The sequence below is a fragment of the Kluyvera ascorbata genome, from assembly GCF_023195735.1.
GTDB classification, from domain to species: domain Bacteria; phylum Pseudomonadota; class Gammaproteobacteria; order Enterobacterales; family Enterobacteriaceae; genus Kluyvera; species Kluyvera ascorbata.
Window position 1 is genome coordinate 1,064,599 of the sequence record NZ_CP096201.1, and the last position, 18,409, is coordinate 1,083,007.

Here is an 18,409-nt window from a genome sequence, read left to right on the forward strand (position 1 = left end):
TTATTTACTGCGATTATCGAATCAAGATAAACGCAACGGTAATAAGGCAACGCATCAAAGAGTATATGTCGCGATGGGGGAATGTACTTGTTTAAGACGCCATGCTTAAGTTAGTGATCAGGCTGGCGGTGTGTGTAACAGGATAACTAGAGGGAGGTTTTTAAGTTTTAATGCCCAATATTATCTGTAGTAAACGGGTGCATTTTAAAGCAGTATAAATTGTAGTAATAATTCAGTAAGTTAATTAATGTTAAATCTGAAGTTTGTACTTCCTTAAAAGCCCTTGCCGTACTGGTAAGGGCTTTTTTTCATTCGACGTAAGAGTACATTTTTATTTTTCGATAAATGCAACGGCTATAAATGCGCCACTTCAGCATAAGCGAAGCGGCGCAGATAATTACACCATTCCTTTCAGACGATAAATCCACTCCAGCGCCTGACGTGGGCTCAACGAGTCCGGGTCCAGACCTTCCAGCGCTTCTACCGCCGGGGAAGCCTCTTCCGGTGCCGACAGCAGCGACATCTGTGTCCCATCTACCTGCGTCGCCGCGGCGTTTGGTGAGATGCTTTCCAGCTCGCGCAGCTTCTGACGCGCGCGCTTGATAACCTCTTTCGGCACGCCCGCTAGCTGCGCTACCGCCAGACCATAGCTCTTGCTGGCCGCACCGTCCTGCACGCTGTGCATAAAGGCGATGGTATCGCCGTGCTCCAGCGCGTCCAGATGCACGTTCGCCACGCCTTCCATTTTCTCCGGCAGTTGGGTTAACTCGAAGTAGTGGGTTGCAAACAGCGTTAACGCCTTGATCTTATTCGCCAGATTTTCCGCACAGGCCCATGCTAATGACAGACCGTCGTAAGTTGACGTACCGCGGCCAATTTCGTCCATCAGCACCAGGCTGTTTTCGGTGGCGTTATGCAGAATATTGGCCGTTTCGGTCATCTCCACCATAAAGGTTGAGCGACCAGAGGCCAGGTCATCTGCTGCGCCCACTCGGGTGAAGATACGGTCGATAGGGCCAATCTCCACGCTCTGCGCCGGAACGTAACTGCCGATATAGGCCAGCAGCGCAATCAGCGCCGTTTGACGCATATAGGTACTTTTACCACCCATGTTCGGGCCGGTAATGATCAGCATTCGACGCTGCGGCGACAGGGTCAGCGGGTTGGCGATAAACGGCTCGTTAAGCACCTGCTCCACCACCGGATGGCGGCCTTCGATGATCCGGATACCGGGCTTGTCGATAAACGTTGGGCAGGTGTAGTTGAGCGCATAGGCACGTTCCGCGAGGTTCACCAGCACGTCCAGTTCCGCCAGCGCGCTGGCGCTCTGCTGAAGGTCTGCGAGGTGAGGTAGCAGCAGGTCGAACAGCTCGTCATAAAGCTGTTTTTCCAGCGCCAGCGCCTTGCCTTTTGAGGTCAGAACTTTGTCTTCGTACTCTTTTAGCTCAGGAATAATGTAGCGTTCGGCGTTTTTCAGCGTCTGGCGGCGCACGTAGTTGATAGGCGCCATATGGCTCTGACCGCGGCTAATCTGAATGTAATAACCGTGGACGGCGTTATACCCTACCTTCAGCGTGTCGAGTCCGGTACGCTCGCGCTCGCGAATTTCCAGGCGGTCGAGGTAGTCGGTAGCGCCATCGGCCAGCGCGCGCCACTCGTCTAGCTCTTCATGATAGCCCGGGGCAATCACGCCGCCATCGCGCACCAGCACCGGCGGTGCATCAATAATCGCCCGCTCCAGCAGTTCGCGTAGCTCGGCAAATTCGCCCATTTTCTCACGCAGCATCTGTACCGGCGCGCTGTCGACGCTTTCCAGTTGGGCACGCAGTTCCGGCAACTGCTGGAAGGCGTGGCGCATACGGGCGAGGTCGCGTGGACGTGCGGTACGCAGCGCCAGACGCGCAAGTATACGTTCGAGGTCGCCCACCTGACGCAGCACCGGCTGTAAGTCTGCGGTGGAATCCTGCAAGGCGCCGATAGTCTGTTGGCGCTCGGTCAGTACTTTGGTATCGCGCACCGGCATATGCAGCCAGCGCTTAAGCATACGGCTGCCCATCGGCGTGACGGTGCAGTCGAGCACGGAGGCGAGGGTGTTTTCCAGCCCGCCCGCCAGATTCTGGGTAATCTCCAGGTTACGGCGCGTGGCGGCATCCATAATGATGCTGTCCTGCTGACGATCCATGGTGATGGAGCGGATGTGCGGCAGCGAGGTACGCTGGGTGTCCTTCACGTATTGCAGCAGGCAGCCCGCGGCGCAAAGCCCGCGCGGCGCGCCTTCAACGCCAAAGCCGACCAGGTCGCGGGTACCAAACTGCAGGTTCAGCTGCTGGCGCGCGGTGTCGATTTCGAACTCCCACAGCGGGCGACGACGCAGGCCTCGGCGACCTTCAATCAGCGCCATCTCGGCAAAATCTTCGGCGTATAGCAGCTCGGCTGGGTTAGTACGTTGCAGCTCGGCAGCCATGGTTTCACGGTCGGCCGGTTCGCTGATGCGAAAACGCCCGGAACTGATATCCAGCGTGGCGTAGCCATAGCCTTTGCTGTCCTGCCAGACGGCGGCAAGGAGGTTGTCCTGGCGCTCCTGCAGCAACGCTTCATCGCTGATGGTGCCCGGCGTAACGATACGCACAACTTTACGCTCGACCGGACCTTTGCTGGTGGCTGGGTCGCCAATCTGTTCGCAAATGGCGACGGACTCGCCTTGATTCACCAGCTTGGCGAGGTAGTTTTCGACCGCGTGGTGCGGGATGCCCGCCATCGGGATAGGTTCACCGGCAGAAGCGCCGCGCTTGGTCAGTGAAATGTCGAGCAACTGCGATGCGCGTTTCGCATCGTCATAAAACATCTCGTAAAAGTCGCCCATGCGGTAAAACAGCAGGATCTCGGGATGCTGCGCTTTCAGCTTCAGATACTGCTGCATCATTGGGGTGTGAGAGTCTAGATTTTCTATTGTACTCATCGGTTTGTGATGTCCGTTTTCTTAATTTTTAATGAGTTAGTGGTTTTTGTGGTTATCGTTAGGTTTCACTATGTCTCATCGAATATCATGAAATCCTACATTTAAATGTAGGTTAAAGTGTAGCTTGCCAACCTGTGACTTGGTAAAATATGGGCACACACAGTGCAACCTACATTTATGTTCATGACTGCATAAGGTGCATGATAACGGAGTCTTTATGGTAGGAAAACAAGAGGGAAAGCCACTTTCGTTTAAAGCGGTAGAAATGATGAAGCCTGGCGACAAAGATAAGGCTGATGTAGGCGAAAATCGTGGCTTACGTGTCTCCTGCGGTGCAACTGGGGTTAAGTCTTTTTTCTACCGTTACACAAGTCCTCTGACTGGCAAGCTTGCTCAGGTTAAAATTGGTAACTTTCCGCAGACTTCTCTAGCTGCTGCACGTCTCAAACTCCACGAATTAAAGCTCCTCCGACAGGAAGGTCGGTGCCCTGCGACTGAACTCAAACAAGATAAGCTCCAGCGTGCGATTGAAGCTGAACAGGCTAAGATCCCTGAATTGACCGTACAGGGATTGGTTGAACTGTATCTTACCGAACGTATTGAGGATCGTAAAACGAAGGACGGGAAGGTCATTCCCGGTGCCAGAAAGCCGAAAGGGCAGGCTGAGGTTCGTCGTACTCTCTATGGTGACGCTGTTAAAAGCTTAGGAACCCGGAATGCTGCTGAGATTACGCGCCAGGATGTCATTAATTTAATCAATAACATTGTAGCTCGAGGTGCAACCGTACAGGCTGGGAATGTACTGAGGGAGCTTTCACTCGCATATGAATTTGCAATCGGCCTTGGGCGATTTGATGATAATTTCGCGAATCCGGCGCTGTTAGCAAAATCCAGCTTACGACAGACCAGAATCAAGCTCACAAACGGACGTGGAACACGAGTACTGAGCGAGGACGAGCTTGCAAAATTCCTTAAATGGCTTCCGGGTTCGGCTTACACGCCAACGATCAAAAACGTGTTACGTCTGACTCTCTGGACCGGGTGTCGTACCGGTGAAGTCTGCAATATGGCATGGAAGGATGTTGACCTTGAAAAGGGGACAATACACCTACGTGAAACAAAAACAGGCATTGAACGCTATGTGCAGCTACCTAATCAGGCCATTGATTTTTTAAAGGTTTTACGACTCAATTCCGATGCTTATTTGTTCCCTTCATCCCGTACGAAGTTGCCAATACAGCAGAAATATCTCACTGAGAACGCTTGGCGTATGCGGGAATCAGGAAAAATGCTAGATATACCCGGTTGGAGGCCACATGATTTAAGGCGGACGGTACGAACAGGGTTATCACGGTTACAATGCCCTAATGAAGTCGCTGAGGCTGTTCTTGGGCATACCAAAGGCGGGGTAGAAGGTATTTATAATCTATATAAATATGATGCTGAGTGTAAAAAATGGTTGCAGATATGGGCTGATTATTTAGATACCCTTCTGGATTAATTACATCAGGGGGCTGTGGCGTATTTGCCACGTTGTAACTGGTGTTGCCATCCGCTTGGTATAATCACTCACAGATTGCGATTGTGATGATAACTATTTGCACAAAGGAAATGATATAACCGAAGGCCCACTTCTCGCTCAAAGCGGATCTCCAACCCAGTTAACAAGTCCGCTTCGTGCCAAAAGCAGAACTTGCTTACATTGTGCTATGTTAATTTGTTGGGAGCAGGTCACAAAATCCAGCCAGGACGAAAATAAATAATTGCCATACATTTAGTGTTGATTATTTCGGGATTGTTCATCTATTCTGATTGTATCAGCGAGCAGGCCGGAGTCACTCTTCGTGGATCATCCCATACTTCAGAAAACAATCGTTCTCTTTATTCTTGCCCTATGGGTAATTGATCCATTCAGGACAAAGAGAAGAAAGCATACTGAATCCACCATTGAAGAAGCCGATGCCAGAGAACGTCATAAATGGCGATATCTCAGATGGGGAGTGCGAACAATACAAATTGCAGCGACAGTATATATGTTTGCTATGCTGATTCAGTTTTTACTGAAGTAGACGGCTCAGGCAGGTACGACCGGACGGAATTGGCAGCCAATTCAGCGGAGGCCGGACGGGGTTAAACGTCCCCTCTGTGCCAGTGACCTGCTCCTCGTTGATTCACACGGAAGGCTGTTAGAAATGTGCAATTTTTGCTCACAGCAGACTGTAAGAGTTGATTGTGTGTTGCACTGTGAGATCAAATCAAAACCAATATATTCAGGCATCTTCCCACAGCGCACCCCATTCAACAGGCAATTGCTCCTTATCAAATCCCTCAAACCAGTAAACACTACTTTTTGCCCAACAATAGGCACTTCTCCCCAACCCTAATGAAACAATGCGCGACTCCAGTCCGGCTTGAGACGACCATGCCGTTTAAGGCGCACACCATTACAAGCAGTTGCTCATATTGAGGGAAAGTTAATAAAGAAACTTAACGGCATTTCCTCTTTTGCGCACGTTTCAATTGCCTTGATATCCAGTCTTGGTTACGTTTGCGAATTTTTTGTTTCATTGGCTACTGTTCTGATTCGACTCACTTATTAATCAATGATCTTACTGTATTCCAACGCCATGCTTTGTACAGGAATGTCCGCTTTTCGCTCATAGCAGACGGTTTATAATAATTGTGCCCTGCTGGAGGGCACATCGCTATGTGAAATTTCAATTGATGCAGATTGGTTTTGCCAACTTAAGTTAAGCTTGGTTTCTCAATCCTTTTTCCCATCCAGCATGTCAATCATCATGGGATAAATTCTGTCGCAACTTATCTCTGGATTTTGTACAGCAAAATTCCATCCTTCATCCATCGCAGCAGCAACTTCAGTTGTTGAAGCTATGGGCCAGTCGCTTACGGTGCCATAGACTTTACGGATGGCCTGGTTCTTGTCCATACCCGAACGCTGCTGCTGGCACATACTGACCATCACTTCTGCGGCCTGAGCAGGCTGGCTTACCGGGTACGCTGCCAGCGCCGGAGCGGATACTGTTGTGATGAGCAGTGCGGTAATAATATGCTTCTTCATTGTGTTACCCCTCACTGAACCGGAATACCCTGGACCGGGCTGTTGTCCCATGTCATCGGTCGGTCTTCCGGAATTGCCGGGGCACTGTCAGTGGCCGGTTTGTCAAAAACAGGTTTTGCGCTGGCGGGAAGGTCATCCGGTGAAATAACTCGAGTTTTCACACCCAGCTTCCCACCAACAGCGGCGTTCATCTGGTCGCAGAGGGTTTTTATCTGGAGCCGGATACCGCTCTGGTTTATTCCTTCGCTTTTGAATTGCTGCTCAAGAATAAAGCGGTCCTGAAGGGAATGGTAATAGTTAATATTGTCCTTCGTTAATGTCATGATGTTGCCGGTATTATCCTGATAGCGATTGCTGCGGATAAGTTTGTCCAGTGCGGTTAAGGCCTCATCGCCAGTGTAACCATACTGGTGGCAGGTATTCAGGGTGGCATAAGCCTCATACAGCCCCTGCAAATTTTCTGCGGGGAGTGTTTTTGCCCCGGCACAACCTGAAAATGCCAGAAGCAACATGGCAGCGGTTTTCCTCATCTTCGGTGATCTCCTTTCATTGACGTTTTCATTATCCGTTATGCGCGCTACCGTTAACGGATGCGGATATTTCTGGTGATTTTCCTGGGTGTCAGCGGGCTGCGTTTTTCCACAAAGAAATACGCAACATTGAACGCTGATTTACGATGGTTGCCTCGGCCCAGGGAGGGCCAGTTTCTGAAGGACTCAATCTGTTCTTCGGTATAGGGCGTGTCAGAAAAATCGAACAGTACCAGCAGGGCTTTGCCGTCATACTTCATCAGTTTCTTTACCTCCGTGCTGTTGACTGAGGCTGACAGTGCAGAACGGGCGGCTCCTGGCTTACGGACGGCGAACTCCACCGCCACATCGTCAATGACGAAATCAATATAGCCATGCCCGGAGATACTGCCGGGCAGTTTCCCCCGGACTTCCGGTGAGACGCTGTCGGCAAACCAACCCAGCAGGTAGCAGCGTACCAGCGGTAGCAACTCCCGTTCACTGCATTCGTTAAGGCGCAGGGTTTTGACAAATGCTTTCCGGTAAAGGGAACTAAAAAGGTACTCAAAGCATTCCGTTACTTCAGTAATGGTGGTCGACATACCCTGCTTCCTTCAGCTTTCGTTTTTGACAGACCTACCTGCATAGCGCTCAGGCCAGATGGTTTCGGGCGTAGTGTTCAGTGCCTCCGCAATAATCTTTTCCGCCCGCGGATAGTGGCGCTCAAAAGCGTTATTCAGCGTCCTGGAAGCCAGCCCGTGTTGCCGGGAGAGAGCTGACAGGGAAAGTCCCCGCTTATGCAGGGCGGCGACAATATCTGCCCGGTGCCAGTTAACAGCACTTCCCTTACTTCGCTTTTTTTGCGAATCTGTTGAGTTACTCAATGTATTCACTCCGGGTTGTTAGTACCGGAGATATTAAAAGCGAACAAAAGGAAGTTATCAAGTTCCTTTTATGGTTATTTGCGCTCATTTAACTAACGCTTTGATAAGAGGTGAAATTTTATGAGCAGTGAACAGATGACTGAGCCCTGTGATGCCGGAATGACGGACAGGGGGGAGTGGCTTACAGCAGAGCAGTTTGCCGGAATGGAAGGAATGCCGGGCACAGCGAAAGGGGCGCGGCTACGTCTGGAAAAGCTCACAGCCCTACATCCGGAAATCCGCCGCAAACGCACCAGTGGGAAGGGGTTTCTGTACCATATCAGCGCGGCAGGGATGGCGTTGAAAAGTGAGCGGGATGCGGCAGATACCTCAGCAGACGAGCAGCTTAACCTGTGGATACAGTTGTTCCGTACCATGAAACCGGCCTCTAGGGATAAACTTTTGCAGCAGGCTCTGGCTCAGGTTGCAAGGGACCTGTCTGAAGGAGACGTTAACCAGTAACAAGTGAAGGAGTCGCTGGATAAGTGATAACAAGAATCACTTGCATTAATATATTGATTTTGTTATAATTTATACAGTGGCAGCCATCATGCGCTCAGCCACTGTATCACCACCATTCCGGCTGGTTCACAGCCATCACTTATCCCGGAAATTTACAATGACACTTCCTCGAGACGTTCATGCGTCCCGCCAGGGACAGCATGACTATTTGTGTGGCATCTACAGCCTGATTAATACCCTGAGTTACCTCTATGACGGCAGAGTAAGGCGGGAAAAATTAATGTACCGCCTGCTAAGCAGCTATAAGCGACGATGGGACTTATTTGATCTCCTGACGCTTGGCCTGGATGAAGAGCAGATGGACCACCTGATAGCAGATGTTCTGCTGAGAGGGCATTACGCCCAACATTATCCCCTCTATTTTCATACTCCCTTCCGTTATCGAACCTTGAGAACTCACCGAATATTTCATGATATCAGCGACTGGCTGGCTTCACCGGAGAATCAAGCGCAGCGCGTGGTGATTATGGGGACCACATGGCACTGGTCAGTGGTGGTTCGTACCGATGCTACCCGGTTGTTTTTGTTTGATAGCCTGGGGATACGCAGCCAGCGAAAGGACACGTTTTCAGTACAACCTGAGCTGAAGCGCCATACGTTGCTGCCGGATGCCATTTACTTTGTTGAACGTGAATTCTGAACTAAAAGGTAAGGAGTACATCATGACGTTTATCGCAAGTGATCGTAGCGGTCATTATCAGACGCTGGAGCCGGTTACCCGCGAACAGATTATCCGGTTTGCCCATTCTTTGCTGACCCGCCAGTTTCGCAATCGCCGAAAAATCACCTCATCTGAAGATGTACGTCAGTGGCTGGTGATGAAGCTGGCGCTTGAAAACCGTGAATCTTTTGGTGTGATAATGCTTTCACAGCAACATCATATTCTCGGCTACCAGACATTGTTTACCGGTACGCTGAGCCAGACGATGGTTTATCCCCGCGAAATAGTCAGCCTGGCACTGACGCACAACGCTGCTGCTGTGATACTGGTGCATAACCATCCCAGTGGTGAGCCTGAACCGAGCCAGGCCGATAAACTCATTACCCAAAAAATTACAGACGCACTGGCGTTGCTGGATATCCGCGTGACCGACCATCTCATTGTGGGAGGCGACAAAGCCTGGTCTTTCGCTGAACACGGGTTACTGTGAGTTACCTGGTTTAATACACATTAACCACGGTAATCCACGTTCGCCTTATCCCTTCATTTTTAAACTGTAAATACTGAGGTTTTACCCATGAACATCAATGCCGTTATTCAACCGGCAGGCTTTGTGCTGCCTGTCAGTCTGCAGCTGTTCGACATGTTGATGGCAGAGGCGGGCGAAATACCTGCCAGTAAACATCGCGTCACCGCCGTTACGCTCAACTTCCGGGACCCGGACTACAGCGTGGAGCGGGGCGGTTATCACCCGGTGGAAATCCGGCTAGTTCACCAGGGGGACGAGTGGTGTCTGGACTACGCCACCGATTTTGGCTATGTCGGCAACGTTTATCCCGAGCTTGAGAAAATCATCGATATCAGCTGGTCGCAGGGCTATGTCTGGCACTGCCGTACAGGGGATTTGTCCCCGTCTGAGGCCCGGGCGCTATACACCCTGTGGGAGCGCAACTTCCTGAGCTATCACGCCAGCGGGGTCTACACCACCCGCGTGATGTGGGAAAGCTGAACTGAAGATAATAAAGCCCTGCCGGAGGCGTATCTCACTGGCTGGAATATGGAGACACAAATATGACCCATTCAACACATACACCGTCGCCAGCAACCCCCTGGTGGGGGCTCTGGCGTGATGTGACGCCGCTGTTTGGTGCACGACTGGTACAGGAAGGCCACAACCTACATTTTCTGGCCGACCGGGCCGGGTTTAGCGGTGTGTTCAGCGAAAGCGATGCATGCCATCTGGACCAGGCCTTTCCGCTGTTCATGAAGCAGATGGAAGGCATGCTGTTGTCTGGTGAGCTGGAGCCGCGCAGGGCGAAGGGCATCACACTGCAGGCGAAGGAACTGACTTGTGAGGCTGATACGCTTGGCTCCTGCGGCTATGTATATATCGCCATTTATCCCACTCCTGTCCCGGTTCCAGCAACACAGGACTGAACATATCCGTTCTCTCTTCTGCCGGGCGGATTTCCATAAGCGCGGGCCGGGTTGCCGTTCATGTTCGCGCCTTTTTCAATACTACCCACATTATCACGAGAATACTGTCATGAAAAAACAACCTGTCTCACCGACACGGGTGGCATCGTGCTGCCTGTCGCCTGCTGAAGTCTGGCGCACCCTGCTGACTCACCTGTTGGCACAGCACTACGGGCTTACCCTCAGCGATACGCCGTTTGGCGAGGAAGACACCATTCAGGCGCATATTGAAGCCGGTGTTCCCATGGCGGAGGCCCTGAATGCTGTCGTTGAGATGTATGATCTGGTACGCACAGACCGGGACAATGCGGGCTTTATCCTTGGCTCCCCATTGATTACTACTATTGATGTTCTCCGGGCGCGAAAAGCCACCGGGCTTCTGAATCGGGGAACGTATAAGGCCGTCAGCCATATCACGCAGGGGCGCAGGTCTGCCCCGGACCGCGCCACAATCGCTGAACCCGGAGCGCCGTTGCCGTTGCTGCCATCGGACACGTTCACCCGACAGGATGCGGAGCGTGTTGTGTCAGCGTATGACCGTGTCGCTATTGAGGATGACCAGCATACCCACTTTCGGCTGGCAATACGCGATGCTGAAGGTCAGCTTATCTGGCGGGTCTGGAACTTTGAGCCCGGAGCCGGGCAGGGTCTTAACCACTATCTGCAACGCTATGGCGTGAAAAAATGACCACGCAGGGCTGAATGACATTACCAGATGAATTGACTGCTTCCCCGGCCTGCATGGCCGGGATACTCCATTTTTCAGTATTAAGGATGATGTTATGACCTCGAACCACAAGGGCAGGCGCGCGGAAACTGTACGCCTGCAAAACGTCTCCACCACCAATCCGGCACAGCTTTGGCTGGCAGGTCTGGCGCCTGCCGGGCGCAAGGGGATGCAAAGCCAGCTTCGGCGCTGTGCCGGTATCCTGCTTCCGGGCTCGGATATCGACAGTTACCCCTGGCAGATGCTGAACTACACGGGGGTGATGCTGGTGCGCTCGGCGCTGCTGAATGAGGGCTATGCTGTTGCTACCGTGAACATGGCGCTGTCGGCGCTGAAGTCAGTTGCCGGAGTGGCCTTCAGTATGGGGATACTGGATGCTGATATGCTGGAGCGGATACGCAACGTCAGGCGGGTCAGTGGTGACGGTTGTCGGCAGGGGCGTGCGCTGGCCCGCCATGAAATCCGGTCAATGCTGACGGCGGCAGCGACGTATTCCTCCGTGCGCTGTCAGCGCGAGCGGGCCATTTTATTGCTTCTGTGTGGTGCCGGGCTGCGTGCGGGTGAGCTGGTTGCCCTTAATGTTGAGGATATTGACGTCTCCACGGGGATCGTTTGGGTCAGGGAGGGGAAAGGGCGCAAAAGTCGTGATATTCACCTTGCCGTAAAGGTTTGGACACAGCTGCGGCGCTGGCTAAAGTGCCGGGGAGGGCATGAGGGGCCGTTATTCAGTCGTATCAGCTTGGCAGACCGGCTTGGGCCACGTAGGCTTACCACTACCGGATTGACGGGGCTGTTGGCACAGCTACGCCAGGCCGCTGGCGTGGACTATTTTACCCCGCACGACCTCAGACGAACGTTCATTACACAACTATTGGAACAGGGAACCGACCTCAACGTGGTACGCCAACTGGCAGGTCATGCCGATATCGCCACAACCACCCGCTATGACTACAGGGGCCGAGGTATGCTGGACAGGGCCTCCCGAGCGTTCTGTTGCTGGTAAATCGTAATGGGGGGGATGGCCTTCGTCACCTGCTGGCTAAACAATCAAACGGGGCCAGGGACTATTTTTGATGACTCACAGGCACGTCCAGGGCGGGCTTAGTGCTATGGGGAAGCCGGGAAAGTACGACCAACTCACCACTCCTGATGAATGACACTATCGTACTTCGCGGCCTGGGTATTCCAGAGATACTTGCAGTGTACAGTCTTACCGCCTGGCGCCTCTGCTGAGGCATCATTTTTCCAGTTGTATGTCATTATTTACATACTGACTAATATCATTTTCACTCCATTCCCCTTTCTTCCTATTCGGCGCTCTGTAGCTGCTTTCATTCATGATTTCAGCAACCTCTGCAAGTCTGCGTCTATGTGTATTACGCTGACCTTTCTCGTAAAGCTTGTTAATCATCGTCCGGAGAAAGAACTTATGAGGATTGTCTGTCGCTTCGCTGGCTCTGCACTCAGTGCCCAGATTTTTAGCCACAATGTCTGATACCACTTTTTCCCCTAAGCATGCTTCTGCCTGACTGTGGATACCGGCAGTGACAGCTATACTGCGGAACATATTGATTTCATCGCCCTTCATTTTACCTTCTGACAAGTTTTCCTGAAGTAACGCCAGTAATTCCAGTGTGGTTTCGTCAAGATAAACTTTCACCTGGGTCAGTCCCGCATCTGTCCGCATCTTTGTCGACCGCTGCTGGCGGCTCATCTGTTTTTTCCCTGCCATGTGTGGCTCCCTTCTTTAGCCATTTTAACCACTCTAGCATCTCCCATGTCTGGCCGACATTGATCATACACAAGTGTCGGCCCGACAATGAAACGTCTAACGTGCTTGCAGACGTCCCAAAACGTAGCCGCAGCTTCCGAATTTCGATCTTGTGAATAAGGCACTCCTTGAACTGCTCAAGAGTGCAGAAATATGAACGAGATGAAACTGGTGAAAATTCGGGTCGTACTGGAGCGCTGTGCGGTGAGCCGCGCCACGTTGTACCGGATGATTGAGAAAGGCACTTTTCCACGCCCTAAATCCCTGACTGGAGGGCGAGCGGTAGCCTGGCTGGAAAGTGACGTCAGTGAATGGATTGCTTCCCGCGTCACTACAGGAGGCTGCTGATATGTTTGGTGCAAAAGACCGCATTGCGCGATCAGTATACGTATCGCTGACAGAAGAAGAGCGCCAACTGGAAAAGCTGGCTCTCACCATTCCAGGGTTTGAAACCCGGGATCGGATGGAGAAAGAGCGCCAGTACCGTATAAGAGCAATACAAAAAGCTGTCCAGCAGGACAGGAATGATAACGAGAATGAAAGCAAAGAAGTCAGAAAAGCACACAAAAAGTGGCGAGGAAAGGCTCTTCGGCTAAAGAGGAAACTTAAAGCCTGTATGTTAGATAAGCCATGTGGCAGTGCTGCGTGCCCACAGTGCTTCCGCCTGCACAGGTTACGCAAACTGGCTGAACTGGCCCCGCTGCGGGGGTGTATGAGCGCGTACAGAGTGGTTACGCTGGTTTATTACGATGCCATGCTGGAAGAAGAGCAGATCAGTTGCTGGGACCATAAGAAATTCCGGGAACGGGTCTACAAGATGGTAAAAAGAGCCGGATTTACGGACAAAATAGTGGGGGGCTATGAGCTGGATTTTCACACCGATATTCAGCGCTGGATGCCTCATTTGCATCTGCTGATGCCAAGAGAGCCTGGCGCGCTCAAAACGCTAAGGAAGGCGATGAAAAGAGACAAAAATATACGGGCCAGAGCAGGGATAATTAGTCGACCAATGAAAAGCCAAAAACTAAGGGATTTTGATGCGCAGGTAACTTACTGTTTCAAGGGGATGTGGCAGGAAGTAAGACCCTACCCTGATGAGGTTGGCAAAAGGAGGACCCGCAAGCACAGGCTGCCACCTGTTCTACTGGCACGGGCGCTATGTAAGCAGGATGAGATGGGGTTTACTGGACTGACATTTACTTCTGGGGTGAGAACCCGTAAGTAGTTTGTCCATAAGACAGGATGTCCATAAGCGTTTAGACGCATGTAAGCCATCAGTTGATACACTCAATGGGTATGTATATCTATATGGGTGTATCAACACTATTCAGTGAATATCGTCGGTCATGGTGTCAGATTACATCTGGCTTAAATGTTTCACAGCCCAGATGTGTCCTCCAATAATAAGTAATGTTTCCATCAGTATCTGGTCCCATCCATACCTTTTGATTGAGAAAAAGCATTAGCACTTCTGTTCATGTGGGCGATTCCAGTAATCCGCGACACGTCACCCGTATGTAGCCTTACAAGAGAAAAGACTTCGCAGTTTTCACTTCTTCTTGTCCTCTCCGCTTTTACGTGGACAATAGGGCAAAATCAAGAGGTAATAAAATGACTAATTTTTCTTCAATGGCGGCTTTCTTATGGTCCGTCGCTGACTTACTACGTGGTGATTTCAAGCAATCTCAGTATGGCAGAGTGATTCTGCCATTTACCGTTCTTCGTCGTCTTGAGTGCGTGCTTGCGCCTACCAAACAGGCTGTACTTGATAAGTTACCTGTGGTTGAAAAGCTTGATGAGAACGCTGCCGATGCAATTCTTCGCCACGCTTCCGGGCAACACTTTTACAATACTTCGCCGTTGGACCTCAGTAAGTTGGGGGAAACACAGCCACGACTTAATCTTGAACGTTACATTCGCTCATTCAGCTATGACGCGCGTGAGATCTTCGAACACTTTAAATTCTATGAGTTTATACAGCAGCTTGATGATGCCAATTTACTCTACAAAGTAGCCAAAAAATTTGCCGAGGCTGATTTGAGCCCTTCTTCTGTCAGTAACCACGATATGGGGCTGATATTTGAGGACTTGATCCGCCGGTTTGCAGAAGGTTCTAACGAAACGGCGGGTGAGCACTTTACGCCACGGGATATCGTGCGACTGACAACCTCTCTGGTGTTTGCGGACGACGATGCAGCGTTGACTAAACCGGGACTGATCCGCCGCATCTACGATCCTACTGCCGGGACAGGCGGCTTCCTTTCCAGTGGTATGGAATACCTGCATGGAATAAATCCCAGTGCCAGCCTTCGGGCCTATGGTCAGGAGCTAAACCCAGAGTCTTACGCTATCTGTAAAGCGGACATGCTGATCAAGGGACAAGATATCAGCAATATCAAGCTGGGTAATACCCTCTCTGACGATCAGCTCTGGAATGAGCGTTTTGATTACTGCCTGTCCAACCCACCGTTTGGCGTTGACTGGAAAAAGATTGATACCGTTATCCGCAAAGAACATAAAAAGGGCTACGATGGGCGTTTTGGACCCGGTTTGCCGAGAGTATCCGATGGTTCTTTGCTGTTCTTGCTGCACCTGATTAGTAAGATGAACGATAACAGCCGTATCGGGATCATTCTTAATGGTTCGCCACTCTTTACCGGAGGTGCGGGCAGTGGTGAAAGCGAGATCCGCCGCTTTGTGCTGGAACAGGATCTGCTGGATGCTATTGTCGCGTTGCCGACCGATATGTTCTACAACACCGGGATTGCGACTTACATCTGGGTACTCAGCAATCATAAACCGAAAGAACGTAAGGGCAAGGTGCTGCTGATTAATGCCACGGAGCAATTTGCGCCGATGCGGAAATCTCTTGGTAGTAAGCGTAAAGAGTTAACGGAAGCGCAGATTGACGAGATTGTGAATCAGTATACGCGCTATCAACCTTCGGCTAATGTTAAGCTGTTTAAAACCTCTGATTTTGGCTATCGCCGTATTACGGTGGAAAGACCGCTTAAGCTGGCATTTTATCCACGCGATCTTGATCGTCGCGTAGCGTTGCTGGCGGATAAAGACTGGTCCAAATATGGTGATTTAGAGTTATTAGCCGCTCTGGATGCAATGGATGATAAATATTTAAGCCGGGAAAAATTCAAAAAAGCATTGCCGAAAGTTTCTGCTGCTCAGTTTAAGTTGTTGATAAAACACTTAAGTGAAACAGATGAGAATGCTGAAGTTTGTAAAACTAAGGGTAAGCCAGAACCTGACGCCAGTTTGCGTGATTATGAAAATGTGCCGTTGAGTGAATCTGTTGAAACGTATTTCACACGCGAGGTATTACCCTATATACCTGATGCGTGGATCGATATCGAAAAAACCGATCCTTATGATGGACAGGTCGGTTTAGTGGGTTATGAAATTCCTTTTAACCGCTATTTTTATCAGTATCAGTCGCCACGTTCCTTGGAAGAGATTGATCGCGACTTGGATGAAGTGAGCAGAGAAATTATGGTCTTGCTGGCGGAGGTCCATTCGTGAAGTACAGAGCATATTCAGAATATAAAGACTCTTGTGTGGAATGGCTTGGAGAGATCCCTGCTAGATGGACACTTGAGAAATTCAAATACTTGTTCCAAGTAAGTAATGAAAAAAATGGTGTGGAGCCTGTTGGGCAGATGTTATCTGTATCCGGTTATAGGGGAGTAGAAGTAAAAGAGTACAATGATGAGGCAAAGAAAAGAACGCTTGAAGAAGTAGCAGAATACCGTGTTGTGAGAAAAGGGCAGTTAGTTGTTAATACAATGTGGCTTAACTATTCTGGCCTAGGTGTTTCCGATTATGAAGGATATGTTAGTCCTGCATATAGGGCATATAGGTTTACAAAAAATGTTAATAAGAAATATATACATTATTTGTTGCGTTCAAATCCATACGTCATGGCTTATACTTCGCAAATGCAAGGTATAAGACCAAATTCATTACAAATTAAAACAGATGATTTTCAATCATTGCCTGTACTTTTGCCTTCAGTAGTTGAGCAGGAGTGTATTGCGAAATTTTTAGATTACGAATTGGATAAGATTGACCTATTAATCGACAAACAAGTTCGACTCATTGAACTTCTGAAAGAAAAACGGCAAGCGGTGATTTCTGATGTCGTAAGAAGAGGGTTAAATCATCGTGTTAAGCTCAAAGTTTCAGGAAATGAGTGGTTAGGTGAAGTGCCTGAGCACTGGGGGGTATCCCAGATAGGTTGGCTTTGTAAAGTTGGTAATGGCAGTACTCCTAATAGAGATAATCAATCCTACTGGCTTTCAGGTGATTACCCATGGCTTAATAGCTCTAAAGTAAACGATGATATTGTTACTAATGCAGAGCAATTTGTCACTTCAAAAGCATTGTTGGAGTGCAGTTTACCTTTAGTAAAAAAAGGTAGCGTCATCATTGCAATTACAGGGGAAGGGAAAACGAGAGGTACCTCCGCGTTATTGATGATGGATGCCACTATTAATCAGCATATTGCTTATATGACTCCTTTGTCAAAAAATAAAATATTACCAGAATATCTTCATTTATGGCTTCAAAGTAAATATGATCAGATTCGTTTTGAATCATCTGGTGGGGGCAGTACAAAGGCCGCAATAACTTGTTCTGACGTGAAAAAATATATTATCCCGCTACCGCCATTAAATGAGCAGAAAGTTATTGTTGCTGATGTTGAAGAAAAAAAACGATGTTTCAATACCCTTGTGATGCATTGTGAACAGCAAATATCTTTGCTAAAGGAGCGTCGTTCCGCCCTAATTTCCGCTGCCGTAACAGGTAAAATCGATGTACGCAACTGGCAACCCGCTGCTAAGGACGCTGCATGAGTGATATCCAGCTCTTTCGTTATGGTAAAAACGGTGTCTCTGAACTTCCGGGAAAATCAGCAGCCATTGAAAAAGATCTTCAGAAACTGATCGAGTCTCATATGGAGGCTTTCCTTGGGGTACGTTTTTTGGCGACAGAATACAGCACAGGCAAGACCCATAAGGGGCGCATTGACTCATTGGGGCTGGATGAAAACAACACGCCAGTGATTATCGAATATAAACGTCAGAGTAACGAGAACGTCATTAATCAGGGGTTGTTCTATCTGGACTGGCTATTAGATCATCAGGCCGAGTTCCGTTGGCTGGTGATGGATAAGTTTGGCAAACAGGTTGCTGACGATATCGATTGGTCCAATGCCCGTGTGATTTGCATTGCGGCAGATTTTACCAAATATGACGAGCATGCCGTTGCGCAGATTAACCGCAATATCAATCTTATCCGCTATAAGCTGTTTAACCCTGATCTCCTGATGTTTGAGCTGGTGAATGCTGCTACCGAGACTCACAAGCCTCAGCCTGTTGCAATAGAGAATCAGGTGCCGAAGCAGAAGAAAAATGCTCAACGCTATCGTCTGGATAAGTCTTCCCCTGAACTGGTTGCGCTTTATCAGAATATCTGTGATTTTGCTGATAGCTTGGGTGATGAGGTTCAGCGCAAAGAGTTACTGCTTTATACTGCGTTTCAGAAGATAAAGAATTTTCTAAGCGTCGTGATATGGCCCACAGCCAAAGAACCACACGTCAAGCTTTACCTGAAACTAAAACCGGAGCAGGTGATCATCTCTGATATCGTCAGAGATGTTACTAATTTGGGACACTGGGGAACCGGTGATATTGAGGTGGTTGTCCATAATCAGGCAGATTTAGCAAAAGCTAAGTTACTGATTGAGCAAGCGTATCAAGAGAACTGA

At 49.7% G+C, this 18,409-nt stretch carries 19 protein-coding genes and 1 pseudogene; 14 read left to right on the top strand and 6 right to left on the bottom strand.

Annotated elements, in window-relative coordinates; genetic code table 11:
- Window positions 1-397 precede the first annotated feature (397 nt).
- Entirely contained in the window at window positions 398-2,959 is a 2,562-nt protein-coding gene (gene mutS / locus MY052_RS05105) for a DNA mismatch repair protein MutS (protein WP_248538314.1), read from the bottom strand.
- Window positions 2,960-3,176: 217 nt separating this feature from the next.
- On the opposite strand from mutS, the gene MY052_RS05110 reads away from it, so the two are divergent.
- Window positions 3,177-4,460 (top strand): tyrosine-type recombinase/integrase, encoded by a 1,284-nt coding sequence (locus MY052_RS05110; RefSeq protein ID WP_032333284.1) that lies wholly within the window; start codon window positions 3,177-3,179, stop codon window positions 4,458-4,460.
- 1,263 nt (window positions 4,461-5,723) lie between these two features.
- Here the strand turns inward: MY052_RS05110 and MY052_RS05115 are convergent.
- Genes MY052_RS05115 through MY052_RS05130 form a run of 4 tightly spaced genes read right to left on the bottom strand, consistent with a single transcriptional unit; the run spans window position 5,724 to window position 7,431 of the window.
- Window positions 5,724-6,038: a hypothetical protein gene (locus MY052_RS05115; protein ID WP_032333283.1), complete on the bottom strand. Its 315-nt coding sequence runs from the start codon at window positions 6,036-6,038 to the stop codon at window positions 5,724-5,726.
- Between the two features lie 11 nt (window positions 6,039-6,049).
- On the bottom strand, window positions 6,050-6,568 hold the full coding sequence (locus MY052_RS05120) for a hypothetical protein (protein ID WP_032333282.1): 519 nt from the start codon (window positions 6,566-6,568) through the stop codon (window positions 6,050-6,052).
- Between the two features lie 53 nt (window positions 6,569-6,621).
- Window positions 6,622-7,149 carry a hypothetical protein gene (locus MY052_RS05125; protein ID WP_000108266.1) on the bottom strand — a complete coding sequence of 176 codons (528 nt, stop codon included), beginning with the start codon at window positions 7,147-7,149 and terminating at the stop codon, window positions 6,622-6,624.
- 12 nt (window positions 7,150-7,161) lie between these two features.
- A complete protein-coding gene (locus MY052_RS05130) occupies window positions 7,162-7,431 on the bottom strand; it encodes a helix-turn-helix domain-containing protein (protein WP_001442951.1) in 270 nt (89 codons plus the stop codon).
- A 120-nt stretch (window positions 7,432-7,551) separates the two neighbouring features.
- Here MY052_RS05130 and MY052_RS05135 point away from each other — a divergent pair, with 120 nt between their 5' ends.
- From MY052_RS05135 to MY052_RS05170, 8 genes and pseudogenes are all read left to right on the top strand, one after another.
- Window positions 7,552-7,932: a hypothetical protein gene (locus tag MY052_RS05135; protein ID WP_032333280.1), complete on the top strand. Its 381-nt coding sequence runs from the start codon at window positions 7,552-7,554 to the stop codon at window positions 7,930-7,932.
- A gap of 157 nt (window positions 7,933-8,089) precedes the next feature.
- Entirely contained in the window at window positions 8,090-8,632 is a 543-nt protein-coding gene (locus tag MY052_RS05140) for a hypothetical protein (RefSeq protein WP_000174655.1), read from the top strand.
- A 22-nt stretch (window positions 8,633-8,654) separates the two neighbouring features.
- Window positions 8,655-9,143, top strand: a complete 489-nt coding sequence (locus MY052_RS05145; RefSeq protein WP_045146589.1) for a JAB domain-containing protein — start codon at window positions 8,655-8,657, stop codon at window positions 9,141-9,143.
- An 87-nt stretch (window positions 9,144-9,230) separates the two neighbouring features.
- Window positions 9,231-9,662 carry a DUF2787 family protein gene (locus tag MY052_RS05150; RefSeq protein WP_032333279.1) on the top strand — a complete coding sequence of 144 codons (432 nt, stop codon included), beginning with the start codon at window positions 9,231-9,233 and terminating at the stop codon, window positions 9,660-9,662.
- Between the two features lie 62 nt (window positions 9,663-9,724).
- The gene (locus MY052_RS05155) at window positions 9,725-10,090 is read left to right on the top strand and encodes a type IV toxin-antitoxin system YeeU family antitoxin (protein ID WP_248538315.1); all 366 of its coding nucleotides are present in this window, start codon (window positions 9,725-9,727) and stop codon (window positions 10,088-10,090) included.
- A 109-nt stretch (window positions 10,091-10,199) separates the two neighbouring features.
- Window positions 10,200-10,556 (top strand): annotated as a pseudogene (locus MY052_RS24255) (TA system toxin CbtA family protein); the annotation flags it as partial.
- Between the two features lie 96 nt (window positions 10,557-10,652).
- Entirely contained in the window at window positions 10,653-10,817 is a 165-nt protein-coding gene (locus MY052_RS24260; RefSeq protein ID WP_232248709.1) for a DUF905 family protein, read from the top strand.
- Between the two features lie 94 nt (window positions 10,818-10,911).
- Entirely contained in the window at window positions 10,912-11,859 is a 948-nt protein-coding gene (locus tag MY052_RS05170; RefSeq protein WP_032333276.1) for a tyrosine-type recombinase/integrase, read from the top strand.
- Between the two features lie 234 nt (window positions 11,860-12,093).
- Here the strand turns inward: MY052_RS05170 and MY052_RS05175 are convergent, their stop codons facing one another.
- Window positions 12,094-12,588, bottom strand: coding sequence for a hypothetical protein (locus MY052_RS05175; RefSeq protein ID WP_063857557.1), 495 nt, complete (start codon window positions 12,586-12,588; stop codon window positions 12,094-12,096).
- 192 nt (window positions 12,589-12,780) lie between these two features.
- On the opposite strand from MY052_RS05175, the gene MY052_RS05180 reads away from it, so the two are divergent.
- The 5 genes from MY052_RS05180 to MY052_RS05200 all read left to right on the top strand — a co-directional run bounded on the left by MY052_RS05180 (window position 12,781) and on the right by MY052_RS05200 (window position 18,409).
- Window positions 12,781-12,975, top strand: coding sequence for a helix-turn-helix transcriptional regulator (locus MY052_RS05180; protein WP_032333275.1), 195 nt, complete (start codon window positions 12,781-12,783; stop codon window positions 12,973-12,975).
- A 1-nt stretch (window position 12,976) separates the two neighbouring features.
- On the top strand, window positions 12,977-13,852 hold the full coding sequence (locus MY052_RS05185; RefSeq protein ID WP_032333274.1) for a hypothetical protein: 876 nt from the start codon (window positions 12,977-12,979) through the stop codon (window positions 13,850-13,852).
- A gap of 386 nt (window positions 13,853-14,238) precedes the next feature.
- Window positions 14,239-16,161, top strand: a complete 1,923-nt coding sequence (locus tag MY052_RS05190; RefSeq protein ID WP_032333273.1) for a type I restriction-modification system subunit M — start codon at window positions 14,239-14,241, stop codon at window positions 16,159-16,161.
- Window positions 16,158-17,495 (top strand): restriction endonuclease subunit S, encoded by a 1,338-nt coding sequence (locus tag MY052_RS05195; protein WP_032333272.1) that lies wholly within the window; start codon window positions 16,158-16,160, stop codon window positions 17,493-17,495. Before MY052_RS05190 ends, MY052_RS05195 begins: the two co-directional genes overlap by 4 nt.
- Window positions 17,492-18,409 (top strand): DUF5655 domain-containing protein, encoded by a 918-nt coding sequence (locus tag MY052_RS05200; RefSeq protein ID WP_023063267.1) that lies wholly within the window; start codon window positions 17,492-17,494, stop codon window positions 18,407-18,409. The genes MY052_RS05195 and MY052_RS05200 overlap by 4 nt, the downstream gene beginning before the upstream one ends.